Here is an 18,531-nt window from a genome sequence, read left to right as displayed (position 1 = left end):
GCATTCAAGCACGGCAAATAATCGGTTCGCTTGTTAGTTGCCTAACTATTGCACTGCTCTGGTTTCTTCATTTCTCGTACTCATTGTCTGTGGGACGTTGTCGGAATAGTCCTAGGCCGTATTTCCGGTCTGCTGGAGCTCTCTGTCTCGGGCGTTGTGGGCAATTTATCCGTTCGTTAGAGTTGTTGCTAAACAATCGTTTCAAATAGTTACCACAATCAAAGTGTTAGCATTTGACAGCAGATACTCACGACAAGCCGTAATCAGCCATCACCGATCGCAGGTCGTGCAAACAAATGATTGTTTGTTCGATGTCGACTTTTTGAATATCAGGTAAATGACGATGAGCTCTATTCATGATCAAGCGATGAACTATGTCTACCAGCAAGTTTTGCAGCGGTTGCTGAGTTTCTTTTCTCGCGCGGAACGTACTGCATTGCAACTTTTAATCCAGCGTCTGGTGGTGGCTGCCGGAGGCATGGAGAGAATCGGCACTTACAAGGTGCTGATGATGCACTCGGGAACACGGGACAGTTGCTACACGTTGGCGTTCCTGCGTGCCGCGCAGTTGAGTATCGCGGGCAGAGCGCCAGCGACCTTCCAGCTGCGTGTCGCCACGCTACGTCTGGGCGGGACGACGCCAACGATCATGGAAAATATTCACCGCAGCTACGGTGCCCTGTTCGTCTACGACGATCCTCGGGTCGAGGTGCTGATGGTCGATAATCGCGAGGTGCTGCCATTCAGTCATTTGACCCCGATATCTGAGGCTGGCCGCGATTTGAATCGCACAAACATGCTGATGCTCGGTCACCTGCGAGGGACTGACGGGGTGTTCGAAGCGTGCGACGACTGTTATCTGGCCACAGGCGAGTTCTATACGCAGATGAGCCGATGGGAAGGCGGTGTCGATGCGTTGATCAGCAGTGAAACAGCGCGTCAGCAGAAGCAGTTTCTGGCAGGGCTGACGCGAGGCGCGCAAAAGGCCGGCCTGCCGGCGATCACTCATCCCGCCTGCAGTTTCGATGGGTTGTTTTCAACGCTCGATCAGTTGGGTGGCGATTGTTATCGCGTGCTTTATGCGGGCCATGAAACCGTCGAGTGGCGGCCACGCGAGAGTTTCGAGGCGCGCCGCTGTGTGGACTACATCGATATCCAGGATCTGGTGACCGGCAACATGGAAGAGCGCTGGCCATTGCTCACCGACTTTCTCGGGCTGCAACCTGACGAAGTTGACGCTCACCTGCGCGAAAACGAATACGCCAGTCCTTTGCTCTCGGCCCATTTACGGGGCTTGCAGGCCAGTTTCGTGAAGGGGCTGACCTACGAAAGTGGATTCAGAGCGTACATTCAGCGGGCGTTGTTGATGATGCGCAGACGACACTTGCCCGAGCGCCTTTGCGATCAGGTGCTAGAGGTTTACGGCAATTGGCAGGTGATGACTGAACTGCGGGCCCAGGCGGCCGTCGAGGCTCAGCAAACACTGGGACTTAATGAAACACAGCAGCTGTGCCTGCTCTTTGCACCCTTCGTCGATGCAGGTGCCGGGTTGGAAAACTTTTTACGCCGCTGTCATCCCGGCATGTTGGTAGCGATGCCTGAGCTGCACAAAGCGATGCAGGGCAATGCAGCCCCCGAGCAAGTCATGCAATGGATGATCGACGTCAGTGGTTTGTCCGTCAGCTTGATCTGCAAGCTCTACGGCATGCGTTCGGTTGCCGGGGGCGGACTTGAGACAGGTGATCCGGGCTTGAACACTGAAGAGCAGGGAGAGTTCAAGGAGGCTGATACGCTGAGTGAACTGTCGGCGAGACGTTGAAGGAGCCTGGTTTGACCGAATCAAAAAACACGCGCACAGCGATCGGCCACCGCCCATGAAAGGACAAAGAGAGACCGATTTTGCCTACCAGGCCGTGTACCGATACTTGACCAGTCTGATCAATGAAATGGGGGCAGAAACACCAATCAAACTGCCTTCGTTGAGGCAACTGGCAGACCGCTTGAACGTGTCGATTTCAACCATCCAGTACGCCATGATACTCTCGATTGTCAACGACTATGTAAAAAATAATAGTTTGCCACCAAAGCGCCACGCTATCTGGTTATAACCAGGGCCTCCCGCACCTCGCGGATCACGAATCCTAAAAAAATGTAAAAATACCCTGCTTTTAGGCCCTCCTGTTTACACTTTCATTTTGCTCACCAAACCCTAGCGGATCCGGCCTTCAGTCTGGTGGCATTTGAGCTGAAACCGGAGGAGTAACTGCATTTCGAAACATGGCCGGATCTGAGAAACTGCAGCCATTCGGACGTGACCTTCCGTGCCGATGATGTAAACGCTCCCGCCATCGAAAAAAGGATTGCTCGTGGTTCCATCTGCTTACGTTGTGATTTATACGGAAGAGAAGCGCAGGATTTTTGTCGTGTTCTCACAAGCATACGGCGATTTTGTTCTTACCAAAGAATGCACGGGTATCGAGTGCGGTTGCTTGGGATGTATGTTGTGCCAAGCGACAATTCACACATATGAGGGGGAGATTCCTGTCCTCGACCTGGGCTCGCTAAAACGGCTAGAGGACAATATGGTTGTCGTTCCCTTTGCGGAAGAGGGAGAGATGTTTTTGCAAGGGGTCAAGATTGAGCGGTACAAGCGTTACCGGGGCCGTCTGAATAAGACGATGCTAGACAATATGTGCCAAACCCCAGACGCAGTGCTTTATATCAGAGCAGAAAGCGATGGAACGTACACTCATTCCTACTTCTCAGTAAGCTTGGATCAACGAGTGATAGCCAAAGGTTGTATCGCCAAAAACTGCCCCTGTATTGGCTGTCGCATTCAAGACATGGAGTACATTAATGCGTCCGGCGAACTGGTCAGGATGATCGATCTGGCAAAGGCTGGAGTCAATTCAGATGGGGAGGTCGTAATTCCGATTTTTCAGGGCGAGGAAATCCTATCGAAGCTGCTCGGTCGAGACCCCAGTATTCGCCATGACTATGAGCCTTATCCGTTCGGCTCTCCCATCGAAGAGATGTTTTTTGAGCTGGCTTTCCTCGACTTACACATCTTTGCTCAACACAAGGTCGGAAAATACCGCCTTGATTTTGCCATTCCGAACAAACGAATAGCTATCGAGCTGGATGGCCATGATTTTCACAAGACAAAGTATCAGCGAACCGAAGATGCCCAGCGTGATCGATGGCTTTTTGGTGAGGGTTGGAATGTCTTGAGGTTCACCGGCTCGGAGATTTACAAAGATCTAGACGGATGTATTGATGAGATTTGCAAGTTGGCAAGGGTAGAGCGACTGAGTGCCAAGCCTGGGAATCCATTTTAAGAATATGGGCTCATGCCGAAATTCTAGGGACGCTACTAAAAATACAACAGCGGCTACGCAGTTCAGGAGGCGAATCAATCGGTGGATTGCGGGGCTTTCCAGCAACTGACGACAGGCATACGATGGTTCCGGACTCCCTGTTGCCAAGGATAGCGTCGTGATAAAAAATATAATCCTACGAGGCGTGTCGAGCTATTCCCCCGACACAAACTCCACGATCGGCCCGCTCACAAAGGTTAATGTGTTCTACGGACACAATGGCACCGGTAAGACCACTATTGGTAACTATCTCCAAGACCCTGCAAACCTGGTGTACCACCGTTGTAGCGCGTTGCCCGCAGATGCTGAGCGTGAGGTGTTGGTTTACAACCACACCTTTATGGAGAGCAATTTTCACGCAAGCTCTCAGCCGGGCGTTTTTATGTTGAACGAAGGCAACATCGAAGCAGGGAAGGCCCTAGAAGCTGCCGAGTCTGCACTCAAGAAGCTCACAGAAGAACGCCAAGCTGTGGTGGTGTCAGGGAATTCGCTTGGTGAGGCTCAGAAGGTCAACAAGGGTGAATTACAAGACCGTATCTGGGCATTGAAAAAGCCTTTCGACAACGCGCCCTTGAAGTACTGTTTTGCGTCCCTGAATACCAAGGAAAAACTGACAGAGAAAGTCGTCGCTCTCAATTTGGTTCCGACTTCCGATACGTTTGAGTCGCTCTCGGCAGAGGCTGAGCAACTGCAACTGGCTAGTGATGCTGTGCTGCCGGGGATACCCATACTGAGCTTTGCTGAGGGCGAAATAGAAGGCCACGCTTTACTCATGGAGACTATTACCGGGTCAGGTGACTCGTATTTGTCGGCCCTGATAAGCGAATTAGGCAATTCCGATTGGGTCAAGCAAGCCTTGGGTTTTGTTCCCAAAGAGGAGGAGCGTTGTCCCTTTTGCCAGCAACAGCTGCCTGCCCAGTTTTATGATGAAATCAGGAGGGTATTCGATAAAACGTATGAGCAACGAATTGGGCAACTCACTTCGCTAAAAAGCCGATACGAAGCTGGCGTAGCTCGCCTGCAGTCCCAGTATCACCGCACTGAATACCAGCTGCCTGCATTCCAAGCGCACATCGCGAGCCTGGAAGCGAAACTGCGTCTAAACATTCAGAGCCTCTCAGCCAAAGTGGCGAGTCCATCTGTCCCGATCATGCTGACATCAACTGCAGATGCCCTTGCAGACCTCAATGCCTTGGTAAGAGTTGAGCAAGGAAAAATCGATGTGATCAACCTCAGGGTAAGGGACAAGAAAACCCATTTGGAGAAGATAAAAACGCGCTTCTGGAACTGCTTTCGCTCGAACTGCGATACGTTGATAACCTCGGCAAGAAAGGTACACAACGACTATGCATCGCAGCGGGAAGAAAAGCGCAACGCAATGGAAGTCATTCGCGCGCAGGAACAAATACACCAGGACATCATCGCCGACAGCAAATCAAAAATCACAAACATCGATCAGTCCATCGACAGCATCAACGCGTCCCTCAACATGCTTGGACTGAAAGGTTTTACCGTGGTGAAGGAGGAGGGCGAACTTCCTCGGTACCGGCTCCAACGACCGGATCAGCAGGCGGGTGTTTTCAAGACGCTCAGTGAGGGAGAGAAAACCCTGATCTCGTTCCTCTACTTTCTAGAGGTCTGTAATGGCGAACTCGATGGCAAGGAGAGCAAGCTCAAAAGCAACCGCATCATTGTGATCGACGACCCGATATCGAGCCTGTCCCACAATTACATCTATGACATTGCGTCGATGATTTATCGTCGTGTACTCAATCCCAAGGATCGTTTCAAACAAGTATTCATCCTCACCCACAATCTGTTTTTCTTCCACGAAATGTTGAAGCACCTGAGGAAGGCAGACGAGTTTTCTCTGTTCAGGATAACCAAGGCGATATACAGCACGATTACGCCGATGAAACCTACAGACGTGCAAAACGACTATCAATCTTTCTGGCAGACCATCAAGGATGCACAGGAAGGGCGTACCTCTGCGTCTGTGATTCCAAACATGATGCGCAATATCCTTGAATATTACTTCACGTTCGTCCACCGACAAGATGAGCTGCAGAACGCACTGCTGGAACTGGCCGACGAGGACACGGAATTCAGAGCGCTGTACCGGTACGTGAACCGGGAGTCGCATTCAGATGCTATCAACCTCACTGACTTTGGTGAGATCGCTCCTGAGCACTTTATTGAGCAATTCAAGCAGGTGTTCGTCAAAACAGGTTTTGGGGAACACTACGAAAAAATGATGAGCTAATAGCGCGAGCGAGGTGTTCGATACAGCCTTATCTATTCGTCCTTGTCACGGCCCCGAATCCAGTCGTGGTCAGGGACAATCAGCGATCCGACTAAGCTGTCTGCTCGCTGTGCCAATCTTTTTTCGTGTTGAGAAATTGCAAGTGCGAGCATCTGAATGGCCGACCTGGCAACACGGATCGCGCGCAACACCTCCTGGGTGAAATGTTCGCGATGGTGATGCTCCACTTCGGGGGCCTGCCTGCTGGAGCCAGGATCGCCAAGATCATGAAGAATCACGAAGCGGTGCGTACTGGAGTTACGCAAAGCCTTTTGGTGGCGAAGGATGCCAGATTTGCCGGCATAGTCTTCAGCGAGTTCCACAAGGCCGTACAAAGCACTGGCACCTCCACGAATTACCGCTTCAACTTTGTCGGTGAGTGGACGTACGTTGGTTAATTTATCCGGGGCTCCTCGCCATAACGTGCCGAAGTAAATCTTGTCGCAAGGCTGTCCTAACTCAAAGTAGTGATTCGCCGTTACAGCCACCTTGTCGAGAAGGTCAAGGGCCGTTCGGTGCGCGAGTATGAGTGCGGAAGCATCCGGGCCGTAGGTGGCATAGTCGAGCGTGTCCGCGAATCGCCCTGTCGTCGGCCAAACATTTTCGTCGAAAGCTCGCCATGCCAGATCGCGAGCAAGAATAAAGTCGCTCTTCAGCATGTTGAACATGGCGAACACGGGCGGTGGTGTTGCAGCTGCCCCGAGCTCACGTTCTAAGATGCCGGGAAGCATTAGCCAGTCCAGCTTCCCCAAGGTTGGATCGACGAGCTCAACGACTGGCGCGAGCGTTAGCCGTTCGGTTTCCACCCATAAGATGAAAGGATCGGTATGTGGCGATCGTGGTGCAGGATCTACGAGCTCGTTAGCGAAAGCTGATATTTCTTTTGCTGCGCGCGCACCAGCGTACTCGACAACTCGATCCTCATGTCTATGCGCGATTTTAGCCAGCATGATTGCTTCTGTGTGGGTAAGGTCTGAGCATCCCCCTTGGTCAAAAAGCCATAACAGATCTCTAGCTGCGCAAGCTGCGGCAACTCCATTCTCTGGGTCAATCTCAAGCGCCGCGAGCCTTGCATCATGGGCTTCGCCAAGCCGTAAACTATTGCTGAACTGATTCGCGAGATTCGTCCAGGCTTGCGTTCTCAGTGATGGGTCGGCATCCATGTTTTGAGCGACCGTCCAGAAATAGTGACGCGCTTGCGAACGATACTCCCGAGTGCGCTCTTGATGATCCAGCCAGCTTCGATCGCTGGGCGGATGCCCTGTGGCAGCGACAAGACCGTTCGCGAGGTTGTATGTGACGCCTGAGGTTGGGAACGAACTATAAAGCTCACGAAATAAAGCAAGACCATCTTCAATAGCATCCTGTTGTTGAGTCAATGCGCCTCCATCGACCAGTATGCTTGCCTGCAGATTCATCCAATTGGGTCGATCAGGGGTATCAAGATTGATCTCCCGAGCTTGTGTCACTGCGAGCGCAGGATCGGTATTCAACAGGTGATCAAGATGCGCTGACAGCTCGTTGTAACGTCTAAGCGTTGATGGCATTGGAGCCCCTCGTGTCATGGATACAATTTGTACTATTCACTGGCGTACCATAGTTCACAACGCTGCAACGTCATGGTCGACCATTTAATCAGTGTTATTTTTGCCGCGCTTCGAGCCCTGTTTAGCTTGGGATCTCATCCCTGGATCGTCACAGAAGGTGGGCTAGGATTACCTAGGCATCGACTCACTTAACGATCAATCCTCTCGAAGCGCTAGCCCTATGGAAGACAATCCAGCCACTCCCGATTCCGACGCTGAATCGCCCGAGGACACCGTGACCAGGGAGTCTCTGTACGAGCAAGCCTGGTCAACCCCAATGACGAAAATCGGGGAGCGATATGGGGTTTCCTCAAGTTACCTCGCTAGAATTTTTACCAGCTTGAATATACCGCGTCCTCCGGTGGGGTATTGGGCTCAAGTAGCAGCGGGAAAAGGAAAAGCTCGTCCACCTTTGCCAGTGGCTTTACCCGGCGCAGTCATTGCCTGGAGCCGCAACGGTGCCCCTTTAAAGATTTCACAGACATTACCTAAAGCACTGAAAAAGATAGGGCGTAAAGCGGGAAACATCCCTGTGACACTGCCTCGCAAACATCCATTGTTGTTGGATATTGAAGAACATTTCCAAAAGGTTCGTGAAAGCGAGAATGGCTATTTACGACCTTCAAAGCGCTCCATGGCAGACTTGATTGTGAGTCGTACGGGTATCACCCACGCAGTGGCTTTCGCCAACCAGTTATATTTGGCGTTGATGAAAGAAGGTCTTGCTGTAGCGCTCTGCGACCCCTCCACGCATATGAGTCGCGAATCAGTTGATCATCGGGAGAAGGCCTCAACGAGGCATATTTACCCCTCACTTTGGCAGCCGCAACGACCTACGGTGGTTTACATTGGCACCATAGCTTTTGGTTTGTCGATTTACGAAGTCAGTGAGTACGTGCAGGTTAAGCATGTTGATAAGGAATACGTGCGGTTGAGTTCACTTCCAGCCAGCCAGCGCCGCTCTCCCTTTCACGATGGATGGGTAATGAGTGAGGACATGCCCACAGGTCGGCTGTGTCTGCAGGCTTATTCTCCCTACTACGGCGCGAAATGGGTTAGCCGCTGGATTGAAGATAAGCCGGGCGATTTGGCCAGCAAAATTCCGAGCATCATAAAGCTCCTGATTGCAGAGGCGCCCTCGCTTGCCAACAAAGTTGAAGCAGAGCGGGAGAGGAGGGAGCTTGAGTGGCAGAAACACCAATTGGAGGTAGCTGAATGGCAAAGAAAGGAAATCGAAAAGCGCCGACTGAAGGTGATCCAGGATAGCCGCAATCAATTAGAAGCGGTGATTCAGACCTGGGCGAAAGCGAACAGCATTCAGGCTTTCTTTGAAGACATTGAGCGATCTGCCGGGACACTCGACAGTGAGGCGCGGGAGGTCGTTTTGGAACGATTGGCTAAAGCGAAGGAGTTGATTGGGGATTTGGACGCGTTGAAACACTTCAATGGTTGGGAGCCTCCGGTGCTGTAAACCTACCTGTTGAGAGATTTGGAAGCGGCGCGGTCTACCATATGAGGCACGAAGCGCACCTAAGCGAACTCGTTTCATTCGGCACCGTTACGATGTCTTCGATGTGACGGTACGATTCAATATCATCAGTTTCTATAGGGCTTCGGCCGTAACTCACACTTCATCTGGTAGTTAATGCCGGGCGCCACTGCACCGCGTTTCCATCCTTCAGCGAAAAGTCTTCATTCGACAGTGCCCGCACTTCCCCCCAACCTCGCAATCCCCTGTTTGATATGCCCGGCGTTCTCACCAATCCTTTCAAGTGCGGCACGCGCATTCTCACAAGTCTCAGATGGGCCGCGCTGCTCCTCCAACAGGACAAGTTCCATCAGCGCAGCTTCGATCGCCAGTTGGTTTTCGTACATTCTTGCCAGTACGTCGGGAAGGGAATATTGCTCGGCCATGACTCGACTCCGTTCGGATGGAGAGCAAAGCATAGCAGTGGTTCGATGATGGCCAGGGGCGGCGAGTGGGTGAACGCGTAAGCACCGGTCTACCCGGAAAGTGGAACGAGCTTAGCCAGAGCGATGCCAATGACGCTGAACCGTGGTCTTTGCCATCCCAAGCCTCCTCGCGATTTCAGCTTGCGAAAGGCCTTGTTCTTTGAGTGCTTGAACTTCCTCTCGCATTTTTGCCGCAGCGGTAACGCGAGGGTGAGGCATCTCCTCAATTTCCAGCGGAATCGAAGCCTGCAGTAGCGCCAAATCCTGAAGATCCTTTTCAGCGATTTTCAGGACATCGCCCGCGCTCAGCTCGTCTTGTGCACCACACACCAGTGCCATGAGCGCAACAGGACTGATCTCCAAAACCCTGGCGAGCTCAATGATGGCTTCCAAGCTAGGGGAGGTCTTTTCATTTTCGATGCGGCTTACATGCGATTGATCGACCTTTTTGCTCAGCTCATGCTGTGTGAGGCCACGCTTTGTTCGCAAAAGCTTCAGTGCTACGGCGAATGCGGTGCGCACAGACATTTTTCCGTTCCGTCAAAACAGAGCTGTATGCCGTGATTGCCATGATCCACTCAAATGTATATATTCATACGAGTGGATCTGGTGGCGAAATTGTGCGTTATCAATCTATGAGAACCAGCCGCGTGCCTGTCTTCAGGTATTTCAATTTAGCTGTAAATCGAGATCGGGCTACAGATGAAGCTCTACGTGCTTTCGGATCTGCATAACGAATTTTCTCCATTTGCCCCTGAGCCTGGAGACTACGACCTGGTCGTCTTGGGGGGAGACATCGACATCCAGTCACGTGGTGTGCGATGGGCAAACGAAAACTTCCGCTGTCCCGTCATCTACGTCTGCGGGAATCACGAATTCTACAAAGGCCACATCGATCACACGCTTCGCAAAATGCGAGAGGCTGCCGCCCCAAATGTAAATGTCCTCGAAAACCAAGTCTGGATTTGCAACCACAACCAAACGCGGTTTTTGGTCACCACCGGCTGGACAGACTTCTCCTCCATGGGTAACGCAGTAGAGGCGATGATCACCAGTGGAATGTGGATGAATGACTTTCAGGTGATCAGAGCCGAGGAGAGCTTTCGACGGCTACGTCCAGCAGACGTGATTGAACGAAACCACGAGGCTTTTGATTTTTTGGTAAGTGAGCTCAACAAGCCTTTCGACGGGAAAACCATAGTTATCACACATCATTGTCCGATCCCGGAAGCCGTGGGTGACAAGCAGGACGGCCACCTGATTGCCGCTTACACCAATCGCTGGCACGCGCTTGTACCTCTGGCGGATGTTTGGATCTTTGGCCACACGCATCGCGCCATCGATCTCGAATGGAAGGGCTGTCGGATTATCTCCAATCCGCGTGGGTACCCTCAGGAAGAGACAGGTTTTGTTCCAGATTTCACGATTGAATTCTGAGTGCAGCGAGAAATGTAACCAGGGTGTACTGGATCAAAACGTTTGGAGCGGATCTATCTGACTTCAGTTTGCACAGATTGCCAAAAGTCATAGAGCGAGCGCGGGCGGCCATCCCTGACCCCGATGTCGTTGGATACCTTCTGTGCGCCTTGGAGCACCCCCGCGCATGACTGGGCTGTTGTTTTGCGATCACACACGGAGCTTTCCGGAAGGGCTACCCATCCGTACGCCTGCTATTGCTGGACGATGCCCGCGCGCGGGATACGAGGTCGTGACAGCGACCGATGGGGGAGTGTATGTCATTGCACATTGGCTACACGAAAACGGTGCATTAGACCGTTTTGACCGAGTTCATTGATGTTGTCCTCGGACGTTTTTAGTCAAAGAAGGTAAGAGAATGGGATTCCCAAAATGCGTGCTGGACGCAAAGGCCGTTGATTTTGGCGTTCAGATCACGGGGTACCTGTGCTGCGCCGAGTTTCAGCCTCCCTGCATGATTGGAGTGGTTTTTTCAGAAACGCGAGGGCGGTTTGCGGATGGTAAACGATCCGTAGTTCCAAGCTCGAAAGAGTGTTCAAGCTTAAGGGGTATCAGCTCTGTGAGACATTCAACGGGAGCAGATACGTGATCTGTCACTGGTGGTTTGAAAATGGTGCCTTGCCCTTGGTCAACATAATTCACTGACGAATGCTCAGTTGAGGGAGGCGAGGGTGCGCCGATGCAGGCCCGTCGAATCCAACAGGCAATCAAAGCTGAAGGTTTTGATTGGCTATTTCAAAAGGTAGGGAACCGCGTGGATAGTGAATTAGTAGAGCTGCTGCATGGTGGTGGTAAGCCTATGAGTGGCTTCGGGAAGGACATTTGGGAGGCTGAAGTTGAAGCCGTACTGAATTTTCCGAATAAGCCGTATTGCATTGTGAGGGACTGGCGAATCATCGAGTTAGACGTCGATGAAAGTTACAGGGACTCGTTGGTGAACGATGGGCTTGCACCGTATGTGCTGTATGCGGCAGAAGTGGTTCTCCATAGCAGCGAGAAACGCCGGAAAGGCGAGTGGGTGCGCAGCACCTTTCAACGCTCATTCACACATGGATATCTATTCGAAAGTACCAACACGGTGTACGTCTTGTTGGGGCGTGGTTTGCGGAAAAAAGGCAGTGCCAGAGCAGTGATGGAAATTGGCAGGTAGCCTCAACCATACGAATTTTGACGAGTGTACGAGAGTCGATGTCGCACCAGGCCTTCACAGGGAAGCGTCCAGCGTGCATTCAAAAAAACTAAGTGGGGTAGTGTGGAATTAATACTGTTGGCGGATCTGCTCTATGGCCCCGCGTGCGTTTTGAATGGCGCAAAGCTCGACGACGTTGAGTTGATTCGAGCATCACATGAGGCATTCAACGGACGACCTTTTTGCGTCGTGAGGCATTGGATGCTGTTGGATGTCATGCTCCCAGCCTCTCAGGAGCAAGAGGTCATCGCGCAGGGCCTTAAGTCATGTGTCTTGTATTCCCCGCTGATCGTGCACGACAGCCAAGACAAGTATCGACCTGGCGACAGCATCCTCAGCGGTTACCAACGCGATTTTGACGGCTGTATTTTTGAAAGCAAAGACATGCTGTACATACTGGCCGGCCGTGGGGCACGCAAGCACGCGAGTCTTTCGGCTGTTCAGGCATTAGCCGCGTATCAGAAATCGAGCACGAAAATCCAATGACTGAAAATCTCCTGTCTGTCTTGCGTGATCGTTACCCAGAGTTTTTTTGCAGCGCCCCTCTTCGCGAAATCGCATGCCTGCCAGGATGGCTGAATTTGATCGACGAGCTGTGCTGCACGCTGAAAACTCACATGGACGCCCACCCCGAACTGCCGCCATTAAAAGTGCGCCAAGTTAAGGAAAAGTTCGGAGGGTTACGGTTCTACTACTCCGGTGGTGATACGGCTTGCCGTGAAGCGGTTGCCGCTGCAGAAGATCGTTCGATGTCGACCTGCGAGGTATGTGGTCAGACTGGGACTTTAGGAGGGGAGCACTGGCTCAGCGTACGATGTCCTGACCATAAAAATTGGTCACCTCAGATGCCTGCCAATGAACTCATTTGAAGCAAGCCATCGACCCATTGAGAACAGATATTTTGGCAGCTTTAGGGCTACCTTCGCCAGGCACTCAACATCACGACTTCGCTCGTCGACGGATGCATTACGCTCCGTTTCAATCTCTGGCACTCATGCTGGGTGTAGATGAAGAAACGCTTGGAGGGGGCTTAAGGATCTCTCCGGAGCTAATATCGAAGAGGGCGATGACAGGGCTTTTTTCTTTACGCGAAAGCAAACGCTTTTATGCGTTGATTGGTGTAGTACAGGCGTCCTGTGATCTGTTCGAGGGCGACGCCCAAGTAGCAGCGACTTTCTTGCGTTCCCCGTCGCGGGGGGTCAATTCAAAGTCACCATTGGAGATGCTCATTACCGGGGAAAACTCTAGTGCCGTGATTGATCTGATCGGCCGACTTGAGCACGGCATACCTACCTAAATGGCGTCTTTTCACGTAGTGAAAAACACGGTGTTGGGAGGGGGCTGAACCCTTGGAAGAAGATCTTGCGGTGATCCGGATACTGGTTTCTTTGGCGTCTGACATTCATCACCACTCCGAGCGATTGCGGCCTCTGAGCTCCGAGTTGGTCATTCGAAACATCTCACTAGTCGGTGATGTCGTAGTTGATCTGAATGAACCTCTCGTGGCCGATGACGAATGATGCACAGGAGTTTCTGATCCTCCCCCACATCTGCCTCACTGTCCGGTATTAGGGGCCAGGCTTTCATGTGAGTGGATGGCCACGCAAGAGTGAGTTGCTTGCACGATCGACTTGGCAGTACGTTGACCCAAAATTTGCCGCCTCTGGTCTTACAAAACGTCCTTTTTAAGATGCTCGATCAGCGCCTCTCGAAGCACGTCCAAGGCTGCTAGCAAGCGCCGTTTCTCCCTAGGGTCATCCCCCTGAGGCACAAAGCTCTCGCAATGTCGGATAAGGGCCTCACAATCGTTTGTGTTCAAATCAAACTCGATCATTTTGACTCCCCCTTTCGGTGAGCTTTGAGATGCTCCATGTCTCGCTGCCACACCCTCAGAAATCGGCGCCAGTCGTGTGCGTAGCTCCCTTCCGAAAAACGTTCGGAGAGCGCATTGGCTGCTTCGAATCTCGTTCGCCAAACTTCAGGGATGTGTTGGTCTAGAACGATCAAGAAATGGTGGCCATCGCAGCTTTCGTACGGTGTTTCAGGCACAGAATCTCTCAACTCCTCAATCGTCATAAATTGAACCTCTCCATTAGGTTGTTCGAGATCTTGTCGATCAATTTCATCGAGCATGCTCAGTTGAGGTTTTGCGCGTTCATCACCGGGTCGCAATCCCTCCAAACTCCATAAAGCCGCCCGCCTTGCACGCTCACGCTGCCACAGGCTTTTCAAATCGACCGCCATCAAGGCTCCTTAACATTCGTTCTGCGCTGACGCGTATCGGCAGGAGTGGAATCAATTTCAGCCACCACCTTCCTGGACGACCCAGGCGTTTCTACAGGAAGCTCAATTGTACGCTGTTGGACGTTTAGATCTGAATGCACTCATCGCACACTCTTCAAGCAAAAAGAGTATCGGGTCGTCGTGAATTCTTGCTGGGCAGTGTCAACAAATATATTTTTTCAGAAGGCCCCTTGAAATTTTTTTTGAGCGACGGATCTCTATATTTGAGGACAACAAAAAAGCAGCGATCTCGGCGCCTCACCATCCGTCGATCCTGCTGGGGAAATGATGTAGGTTTTCGCTTTTGCAGTGATCCTGCTTCTGGCCTTTTTCTTGCGATGTATCCTGCTGACGCTGATGTGTGACTGCCCTATGGGCATAGCAAAATCGCCACTTCGCGGCGTAAGCCGCTGCTTTCCAGTTTGATTTCAAAACAACGAGTCATTTTTTAAAAAATACCCGTGTCGGACAACTTTCACGCGCGCGGAGTCTCGTATGAACTGGAGAGAGCAGATGGAAGATGAGATTGAGGTGAAGGTTTGGCGCTTAGTGCAGCAGGCGTCTGACGCGGCAGCGTTTGTGCTGCTGGTTGAAGAGGCGGTCGGTAGTTTCAAGAGAGAGCCCGGGTTCGATCCTACCGTACGGCTGCACGCGTCATGGATTGGCACGGAGAGCATCAGGGTGCTGCGTGATGTTCTGGAGCGTCGTGATATCTATGCAGGCCCATCTGCCGGCTACGTAGAGCTCAGATCTCGTCTAAGGATGCATTTGCGCGACCAATTGCAATTGCACCTCATGGAGTCGGGGCAGGCCACTGACGAAATGAAAGCGGATCAGTTGAATCGAGATCTGGGGCTATAGTGCGGATTCCACGCCATCCGGACACTCAGCCCACCAACATCCGGACACCCATTCCACGCTCATTCGGACAGGCAGTCGGAGCGCAGCGACGCAGGTTTGCATTGTTAGTCTGAAGTCCCTGTTGCCGTCAATTTCGTTGCGCGCCTGCGCATCGATTCGCCTTTGAGTTCGATCCGATAAGTGTTGTGCACCAGCCGGTCGAGGATCGCATCACCCAGGGTTGGATCGCCGATCAGCGCATGCCATTTGTCCACCGGCATCTGGCTGGTGACCAGCGTCGAGCGGTTGCCGTAACGGTCGTCAAGCAGTTCCAACATGTCGCGCCTTTGCGAGGCGGTAAACGGAGCGAGATCTGCGTGACCAAATTAAGCGCGACTGGGTGCTGAAGAAATGCTCGGTCTCGGATGTATGGGGTGTCGGACGCAAGATGACGCTTCACCTCGAAGGCATGGGCATCAAGACAGCTTGGGATCTGTCCAAAACGGATCCCTGGATGCTGCGCAAAAAAATCAGCGTGGTGATCGAGAAGACTGCCCATGAGCTGGCCGGCACGGCGTGCCTTGAGCTCGATGAACCTGACCCACCCAAGCAAGAGATTTGCTGCAGCCGGATGTTCGGGAAACGTCTCACCGAGATTGCGCCGATCAAAGAGGCGGTGGCCACTTACATGATGCGAGCCACGGAGAAGCTCCGGGCTCAACAGTCGTTATGCAAGAAGATCAGGGTCAGCATTCGCACGGGCATGTTCAATCCCGAGGAAGCGAAATACGCCAACGGTGTACTGGTGGAGTTACCCTATCCAACGGACGACGTTCGCTTGATGACAAAGGCTGCCGTGCGCGGTGGATCGAGTCTTTCGGCCAGGCTTCATATACAGCAAAGCCGAGGTGCTCTTGGTCAACCTTTGCCAAAAAGGCGAATACACCGAAGATCTCTTTTCTATATCTCAGCCGGAAACGACCGAGGAAGTAATGGGCGTTTTGGATGCCATCAATGGCAGGTGGGGCAGGGGGACGATGCGCCTAGCCAGTGTGCCGACCGATCCGGATTGGGGCATGCGCAGGGAGATGATGAGTCAGAGCTTCACGACAAGGGTTGATCAGCTTTGGACGGTGTACAGCAAATGACTAGTGTGCGTCTCGGCGGCGATGAACATCTTGCTCCATTCAACGGTTATGAAAAATCTGGCGGAAATGGACGGAAGGTTCCTGCGAATTTGCTGAAATGGGATTGCCTTGCTTAGTAACGAATCATACGCTGGGTGTGTATCGTGTTCCCGGGCCGACATGCCTGAGGACGACGATACGCCCGCCGTCAGCAATGGAAAAAACACTGCGAGTCATAGCGCAGGCTCATTAGCGAAGCACCAACGATTTCGTCCTCGTTGTTTCGCTGAATAGAGTTGCGCGTCAGCCGACTTCAGTAAGGTAGCTGGCGACACCTCTTCGATGCTCGGCTGGCTTGTAGTAATGCCTGCACTGGCAGTAACCTTTCCCAACGGATGCTCGGAGTGCTCGATGCTCAGTGATCGAATGGCTTCCAAGATATCTTGGGCGACTTGTTTTGCGCCCGCGCTGTCGGTGTTGGGAAGTAGAACTGTGAATTCTTCACCACCGTACCTGACGGCCAGATCCCCGGGTCTTTTGACCGCTTGCTGGATCGCGCCTCCAACAGCGCTCAGGCAGTCATCGCCGGCCGCATGTCCATACCTGTCGTTGTAGCGTTTGAAGTAATCGACATCGAGCATGATCAATGAGAGCGGTGATCTTTGGCGCTTCGCCAAGCGAATCTCATCCAGCAGCGCGCTATCCAGCCGTCGACGATTGCCCAGTCCGGTCAGACTGTCAGTGAGCGCCATGTCTCGCATGGCTTGGTGTGCGTGACGTAACTCTCTCTCCATCACCATTCTTTGACGTAGCTGGCTCAAAACGATGAGTCCAAAGATCGCGAGCACGGCGATCAGGAACACCAGCACGAACCCTGTTTTTAGTAGATCACGGCGCCAAGGTGCAGTGATGGATTCACGAGACAGCCCGGCTTCAACGACCAGAGGATAGGTCGTCAATGCTCTATAACCATACAGGCGCTCGGTGTCGTCGATGACGGCCTTAACCTCAGCAATGCCTTCGTTGGAGTTCGGCAGGTAGCTCTTGAAAATCTCGCTGTTCGCCAAGCTTTTACCGACGACGGATGCGATGAAGGGACGACGCACCAGAATTGTTCCGCTGCGCATGGCCAGAACCAAAGCGCCCTTGTCATCGATTTTGAAATCGCCGTAGTAGTCCACGAAGTAACTAACCTTGATCGTCCCCAGCAGTACGCCCGCGAACGACCCATCTGGATTGTTCAATCGGCGAGAGATGGGAATGATGAGATCGTCGGTTGATCTACTTCTGACTACTTCGCCGATACGCACGTTTCGATCATCATGAGTGCGGTGATACTGGAAATAGTCTCGGTCTGCGTTGTTCGCCGGCTCTGGAATGGCTTCCTTGTCGGTCACGATCCATTGGCCGTCAGAGCCGTAAATAAACAGTCCGTGCAGTTGGGGCATTATTTTGGATTGCTGAACCAATAGCTTGTGGATGCGAAGGACGTTGATGTTCTGTAAGCCGTCGCCTTCCACCCGCTCACCGAGCGCGGCGGTCAGCACATCTACTTGCCGAATGGCATCTTCTGCGTGTTGAGCCGTCGCACGAGCCAGATTCGTTACTGAGTCGCGGGCAGATGCAAAGGCAGCACGATAGTCGCGCCACGTCCGCCAGCCCTCAACTGCCACGAATGCGACGATTACGACTAGCATGAAGCTCGTTATGAGTCGGAATGTAGCTCCAGCCCACACAGCCTTCGCAGAAATGGTTTCAGTGGAGCTGTCTGCCTTGTCCTCTGACTGCATGCATCCAAGCATCTAGTTGTCCTTTTACGACTGTTCTACACACGCCCCTCTGGATGCATGCGGTTAGTGCCTTATGGAAAGGTACCACTCAGCATAGGGGGTATTGCCGACCTGGTAACTATTGAAATCAGGATTCCCATCGTCCCACCAAACTGGCCCGCGCTCCCCTAGCGCTTCCTTCGCTGTTTGCACGCATGCTCTTGCCGCCGACAACGGCCTAGGATCTCCAGAGGGTTTAGCTGCCTTCACATCACATCACATCACGTCGCGCTGCCATGAGTTCATCGACAAAACGCTGCCGAACATCTGCAGGCAACGACGAGTTGCTGCAACGCCACAGCTGCCCTTTGACTACAAAGTAGCGACCGTCAGGTGTCGTCGGATACATGTCGGAAACGCCTTGTTATTCAAAGTGCCGTGGCTTGGCTCGTACTAGACCGCAAATGGCGCCACCAGAACGGTTCTCAGGGGGGGCAGCGCTTGGGCGTCTCACAGAGGCATCTTCGGGTATTCGCCCTGGCACTTCAAAGGCTGTTAGCACCAAACAGATGATTCAGTGATGTGCTTAGCAGCTAAGGCTATACGAGACCGACAAACGAAAGAATAAC

16 protein-coding genes and 4 pseudogenes are annotated in these 18,531 nt (G+C 52.5%); 13 read left to right on the top strand and 7 right to left on the bottom strand.

The features are described from left to right. Positions 1-343 precede the first annotated feature (343 nt). The 4 genes and pseudogenes from AC1RPZ_RS02245 to AC1RPZ_RS02230 all read left to right on the top strand — a co-directional run bounded on the left by AC1RPZ_RS02245 (position 344) and on the right by AC1RPZ_RS02230 (position 5,640). On the top strand, positions 344-1,819 hold the full coding sequence (locus AC1RPZ_RS02245; protein ID WP_493134330.1) for a hypothetical protein: 1,476 nt from the start codon (positions 344-346) through the stop codon (positions 1,817-1,819). 55 nt (positions 1,820-1,874) lie between these two features. Beyond that, a pseudogene (locus AC1RPZ_RS02240) lies at positions 1,875-2,042 on the top strand (GntR family transcriptional regulator); the annotation flags it as partial. Between the two features lie 324 nt (positions 2,043-2,366). After that, positions 2,367-3,338: an endonuclease domain-containing protein gene (locus tag AC1RPZ_RS02235; protein WP_493134328.1), complete on the top strand. Its 972-nt coding sequence runs from the start codon at positions 2,367-2,369 to the stop codon at positions 3,336-3,338. Between the two features lie 157 nt (positions 3,339-3,495). Then, positions 3,496-5,640, top strand: coding sequence for an AAA family ATPase (locus AC1RPZ_RS02230; RefSeq protein ID WP_493134326.1), 2,145 nt, complete (start codon positions 3,496-3,498; stop codon positions 5,638-5,640). Between the two features lie 32 nt (positions 5,641-5,672). On the opposite strand, the gene AC1RPZ_RS02225 is transcribed toward AC1RPZ_RS02230, so the two are convergent. Next, positions 5,673-7,226 (bottom strand): LA2681 family HEPN domain-containing protein, encoded by a 1,554-nt coding sequence (locus AC1RPZ_RS02225; protein WP_493134324.1) that lies wholly within the window; start codon positions 7,224-7,226, stop codon positions 5,673-5,675. Between the two features lie 220 nt (positions 7,227-7,446). Between AC1RPZ_RS02225 and AC1RPZ_RS02220 the strand changes: the two genes are divergently transcribed. Beyond that, positions 7,447-8,736: a hypothetical protein gene (locus tag AC1RPZ_RS02220; protein WP_493134322.1), complete on the top strand. Its 1,290-nt coding sequence runs from the start codon at positions 7,447-7,449 to the stop codon at positions 8,734-8,736. A 221-nt stretch (positions 8,737-8,957) separates the two neighbouring features. On the opposite strand, the gene AC1RPZ_RS02215 is transcribed toward AC1RPZ_RS02220, so the two are convergent. Both AC1RPZ_RS02215 and AC1RPZ_RS02210 read right to left on the bottom strand, forming a co-directional pair. Next, on the bottom strand, positions 8,958-9,179 hold the full coding sequence (locus AC1RPZ_RS02215) for a hypothetical protein (RefSeq protein ID WP_493134321.1): 222 nt from the start codon (positions 9,177-9,179) through the stop codon (positions 8,958-8,960). 111 nt (positions 9,180-9,290) lie between these two features. Continuing rightward, entirely contained in the window at positions 9,291-9,746 is a 456-nt protein-coding gene (locus tag AC1RPZ_RS02210) for a helix-turn-helix domain-containing protein (protein WP_493134320.1), read from the bottom strand. Positions 9,747-9,920: 174 nt separating this feature from the next. On the opposite strand from AC1RPZ_RS02210, the gene AC1RPZ_RS02205 reads away from it, so the two are divergent. From AC1RPZ_RS02205 to AC1RPZ_RS02180, 6 genes are all read left to right on the top strand, one after another. Further along, positions 9,921-10,655: a metallophosphoesterase gene (locus AC1RPZ_RS02205; protein ID WP_493134318.1), complete on the top strand. Its 735-nt coding sequence runs from the start codon at positions 9,921-9,923 to the stop codon at positions 10,653-10,655. A gap of 718 nt (positions 10,656-11,373) precedes the next feature. Further along, entirely contained in the window at positions 11,374-11,844 is a 471-nt protein-coding gene (locus AC1RPZ_RS02200; RefSeq protein ID WP_493134316.1) for a DUF6957 family protein, read from the top strand. Positions 11,845-11,946: 102 nt separating this feature from the next. Further along, the gene (locus AC1RPZ_RS02195) at positions 11,947-12,369 is read left to right on the top strand and encodes a DUF6957 family protein (RefSeq protein ID WP_493134314.1); all 423 of its coding nucleotides are present in this window, start codon (positions 11,947-11,949) and stop codon (positions 12,367-12,369) included. Beyond that, the gene (locus AC1RPZ_RS02190) at positions 12,366-12,752 is read left to right on the top strand and encodes a hypothetical protein (protein ID WP_493134312.1); all 387 of its coding nucleotides are present in this window, start codon (positions 12,366-12,368) and stop codon (positions 12,750-12,752) included. The genes AC1RPZ_RS02195 and AC1RPZ_RS02190 overlap by 4 nt, the downstream gene beginning before the upstream one ends. Then, positions 12,749-13,180: an antitoxin Xre/MbcA/ParS toxin-binding domain-containing protein gene (locus AC1RPZ_RS02185; RefSeq protein ID WP_493134310.1), complete on the top strand. Its 432-nt coding sequence runs from the start codon at positions 12,749-12,751 to the stop codon at positions 13,178-13,180. Before AC1RPZ_RS02190 ends, AC1RPZ_RS02185 begins: the two co-directional genes overlap by 4 nt. Before the next feature lie 52 nt (positions 13,181-13,232). Then, positions 13,233-13,403: a type II toxin-antitoxin system PrlF family antitoxin gene (locus tag AC1RPZ_RS02180; protein WP_493134308.1), complete on the top strand. Its 171-nt coding sequence runs from the start codon at positions 13,233-13,235 to the stop codon at positions 13,401-13,403. Positions 13,404-13,713: 310 nt separating this feature from the next. Here AC1RPZ_RS02180 and AC1RPZ_RS02175 read toward each other — a convergent pair whose 3' ends face one another. Continuing rightward, positions 13,714-14,127: a hypothetical protein gene (locus AC1RPZ_RS02175; RefSeq protein ID WP_493134306.1), complete on the bottom strand. Its 414-nt coding sequence runs from the start codon at positions 14,125-14,127 to the stop codon at positions 13,714-13,716. 552 nt (positions 14,128-14,679) lie between these two features. Between AC1RPZ_RS02175 and AC1RPZ_RS02170 the strand changes: the two genes are divergently transcribed. Continuing rightward, positions 14,680-15,027: a hypothetical protein gene (locus AC1RPZ_RS02170; RefSeq protein WP_493134304.1), complete on the top strand. Its 348-nt coding sequence runs from the start codon at positions 14,680-14,682 to the stop codon at positions 15,025-15,027. A gap of 104 nt (positions 15,028-15,131) precedes the next feature. Here the strand turns inward: AC1RPZ_RS02170 and istB are convergent. Then, positions 15,132-15,377 (bottom strand): annotated as a pseudogene (gene istB, locus AC1RPZ_RS02165) (IS21-like element ISPre4 family helper ATPase IstB); the annotation flags it as partial. On the opposite strand from istB, the pseudogene AC1RPZ_RS02160 reads away from it, so the two are divergent. Then, positions 15,377-16,154: pseudogene (locus tag AC1RPZ_RS02160) on the top strand (DUF4113 domain-containing protein); the annotation flags it as partial. The pseudogenes istB and AC1RPZ_RS02160 overlap by 1 nt on opposite strands. A 212-nt stretch (positions 16,155-16,366) precedes the next feature. Here the strand turns inward: AC1RPZ_RS02160 and AC1RPZ_RS02155 are convergent. Together AC1RPZ_RS02155 and AC1RPZ_RS02150 are read right to left on the bottom strand one after the other, a co-directional pair. Continuing rightward, positions 16,367-17,935: a sensor domain-containing diguanylate cyclase gene (locus AC1RPZ_RS02155; RefSeq protein WP_493134302.1), complete on the bottom strand. Its 1,569-nt coding sequence runs from the start codon at positions 17,933-17,935 to the stop codon at positions 16,367-16,369. Between the two features lie 51 nt (positions 17,936-17,986). After that, a pseudogene (locus AC1RPZ_RS02150) lies at positions 17,987-18,311 on the bottom strand (hypothetical protein). Positions 18,312-18,531 lie beyond the last annotated feature (220 nt).

It is taken from the genome of Pseudomonas sp. GW822-FHT02D10, from assembly GCF_058802345.1.
This window is presented reverse-complemented; position numbering and strand designations above follow the sequence as displayed.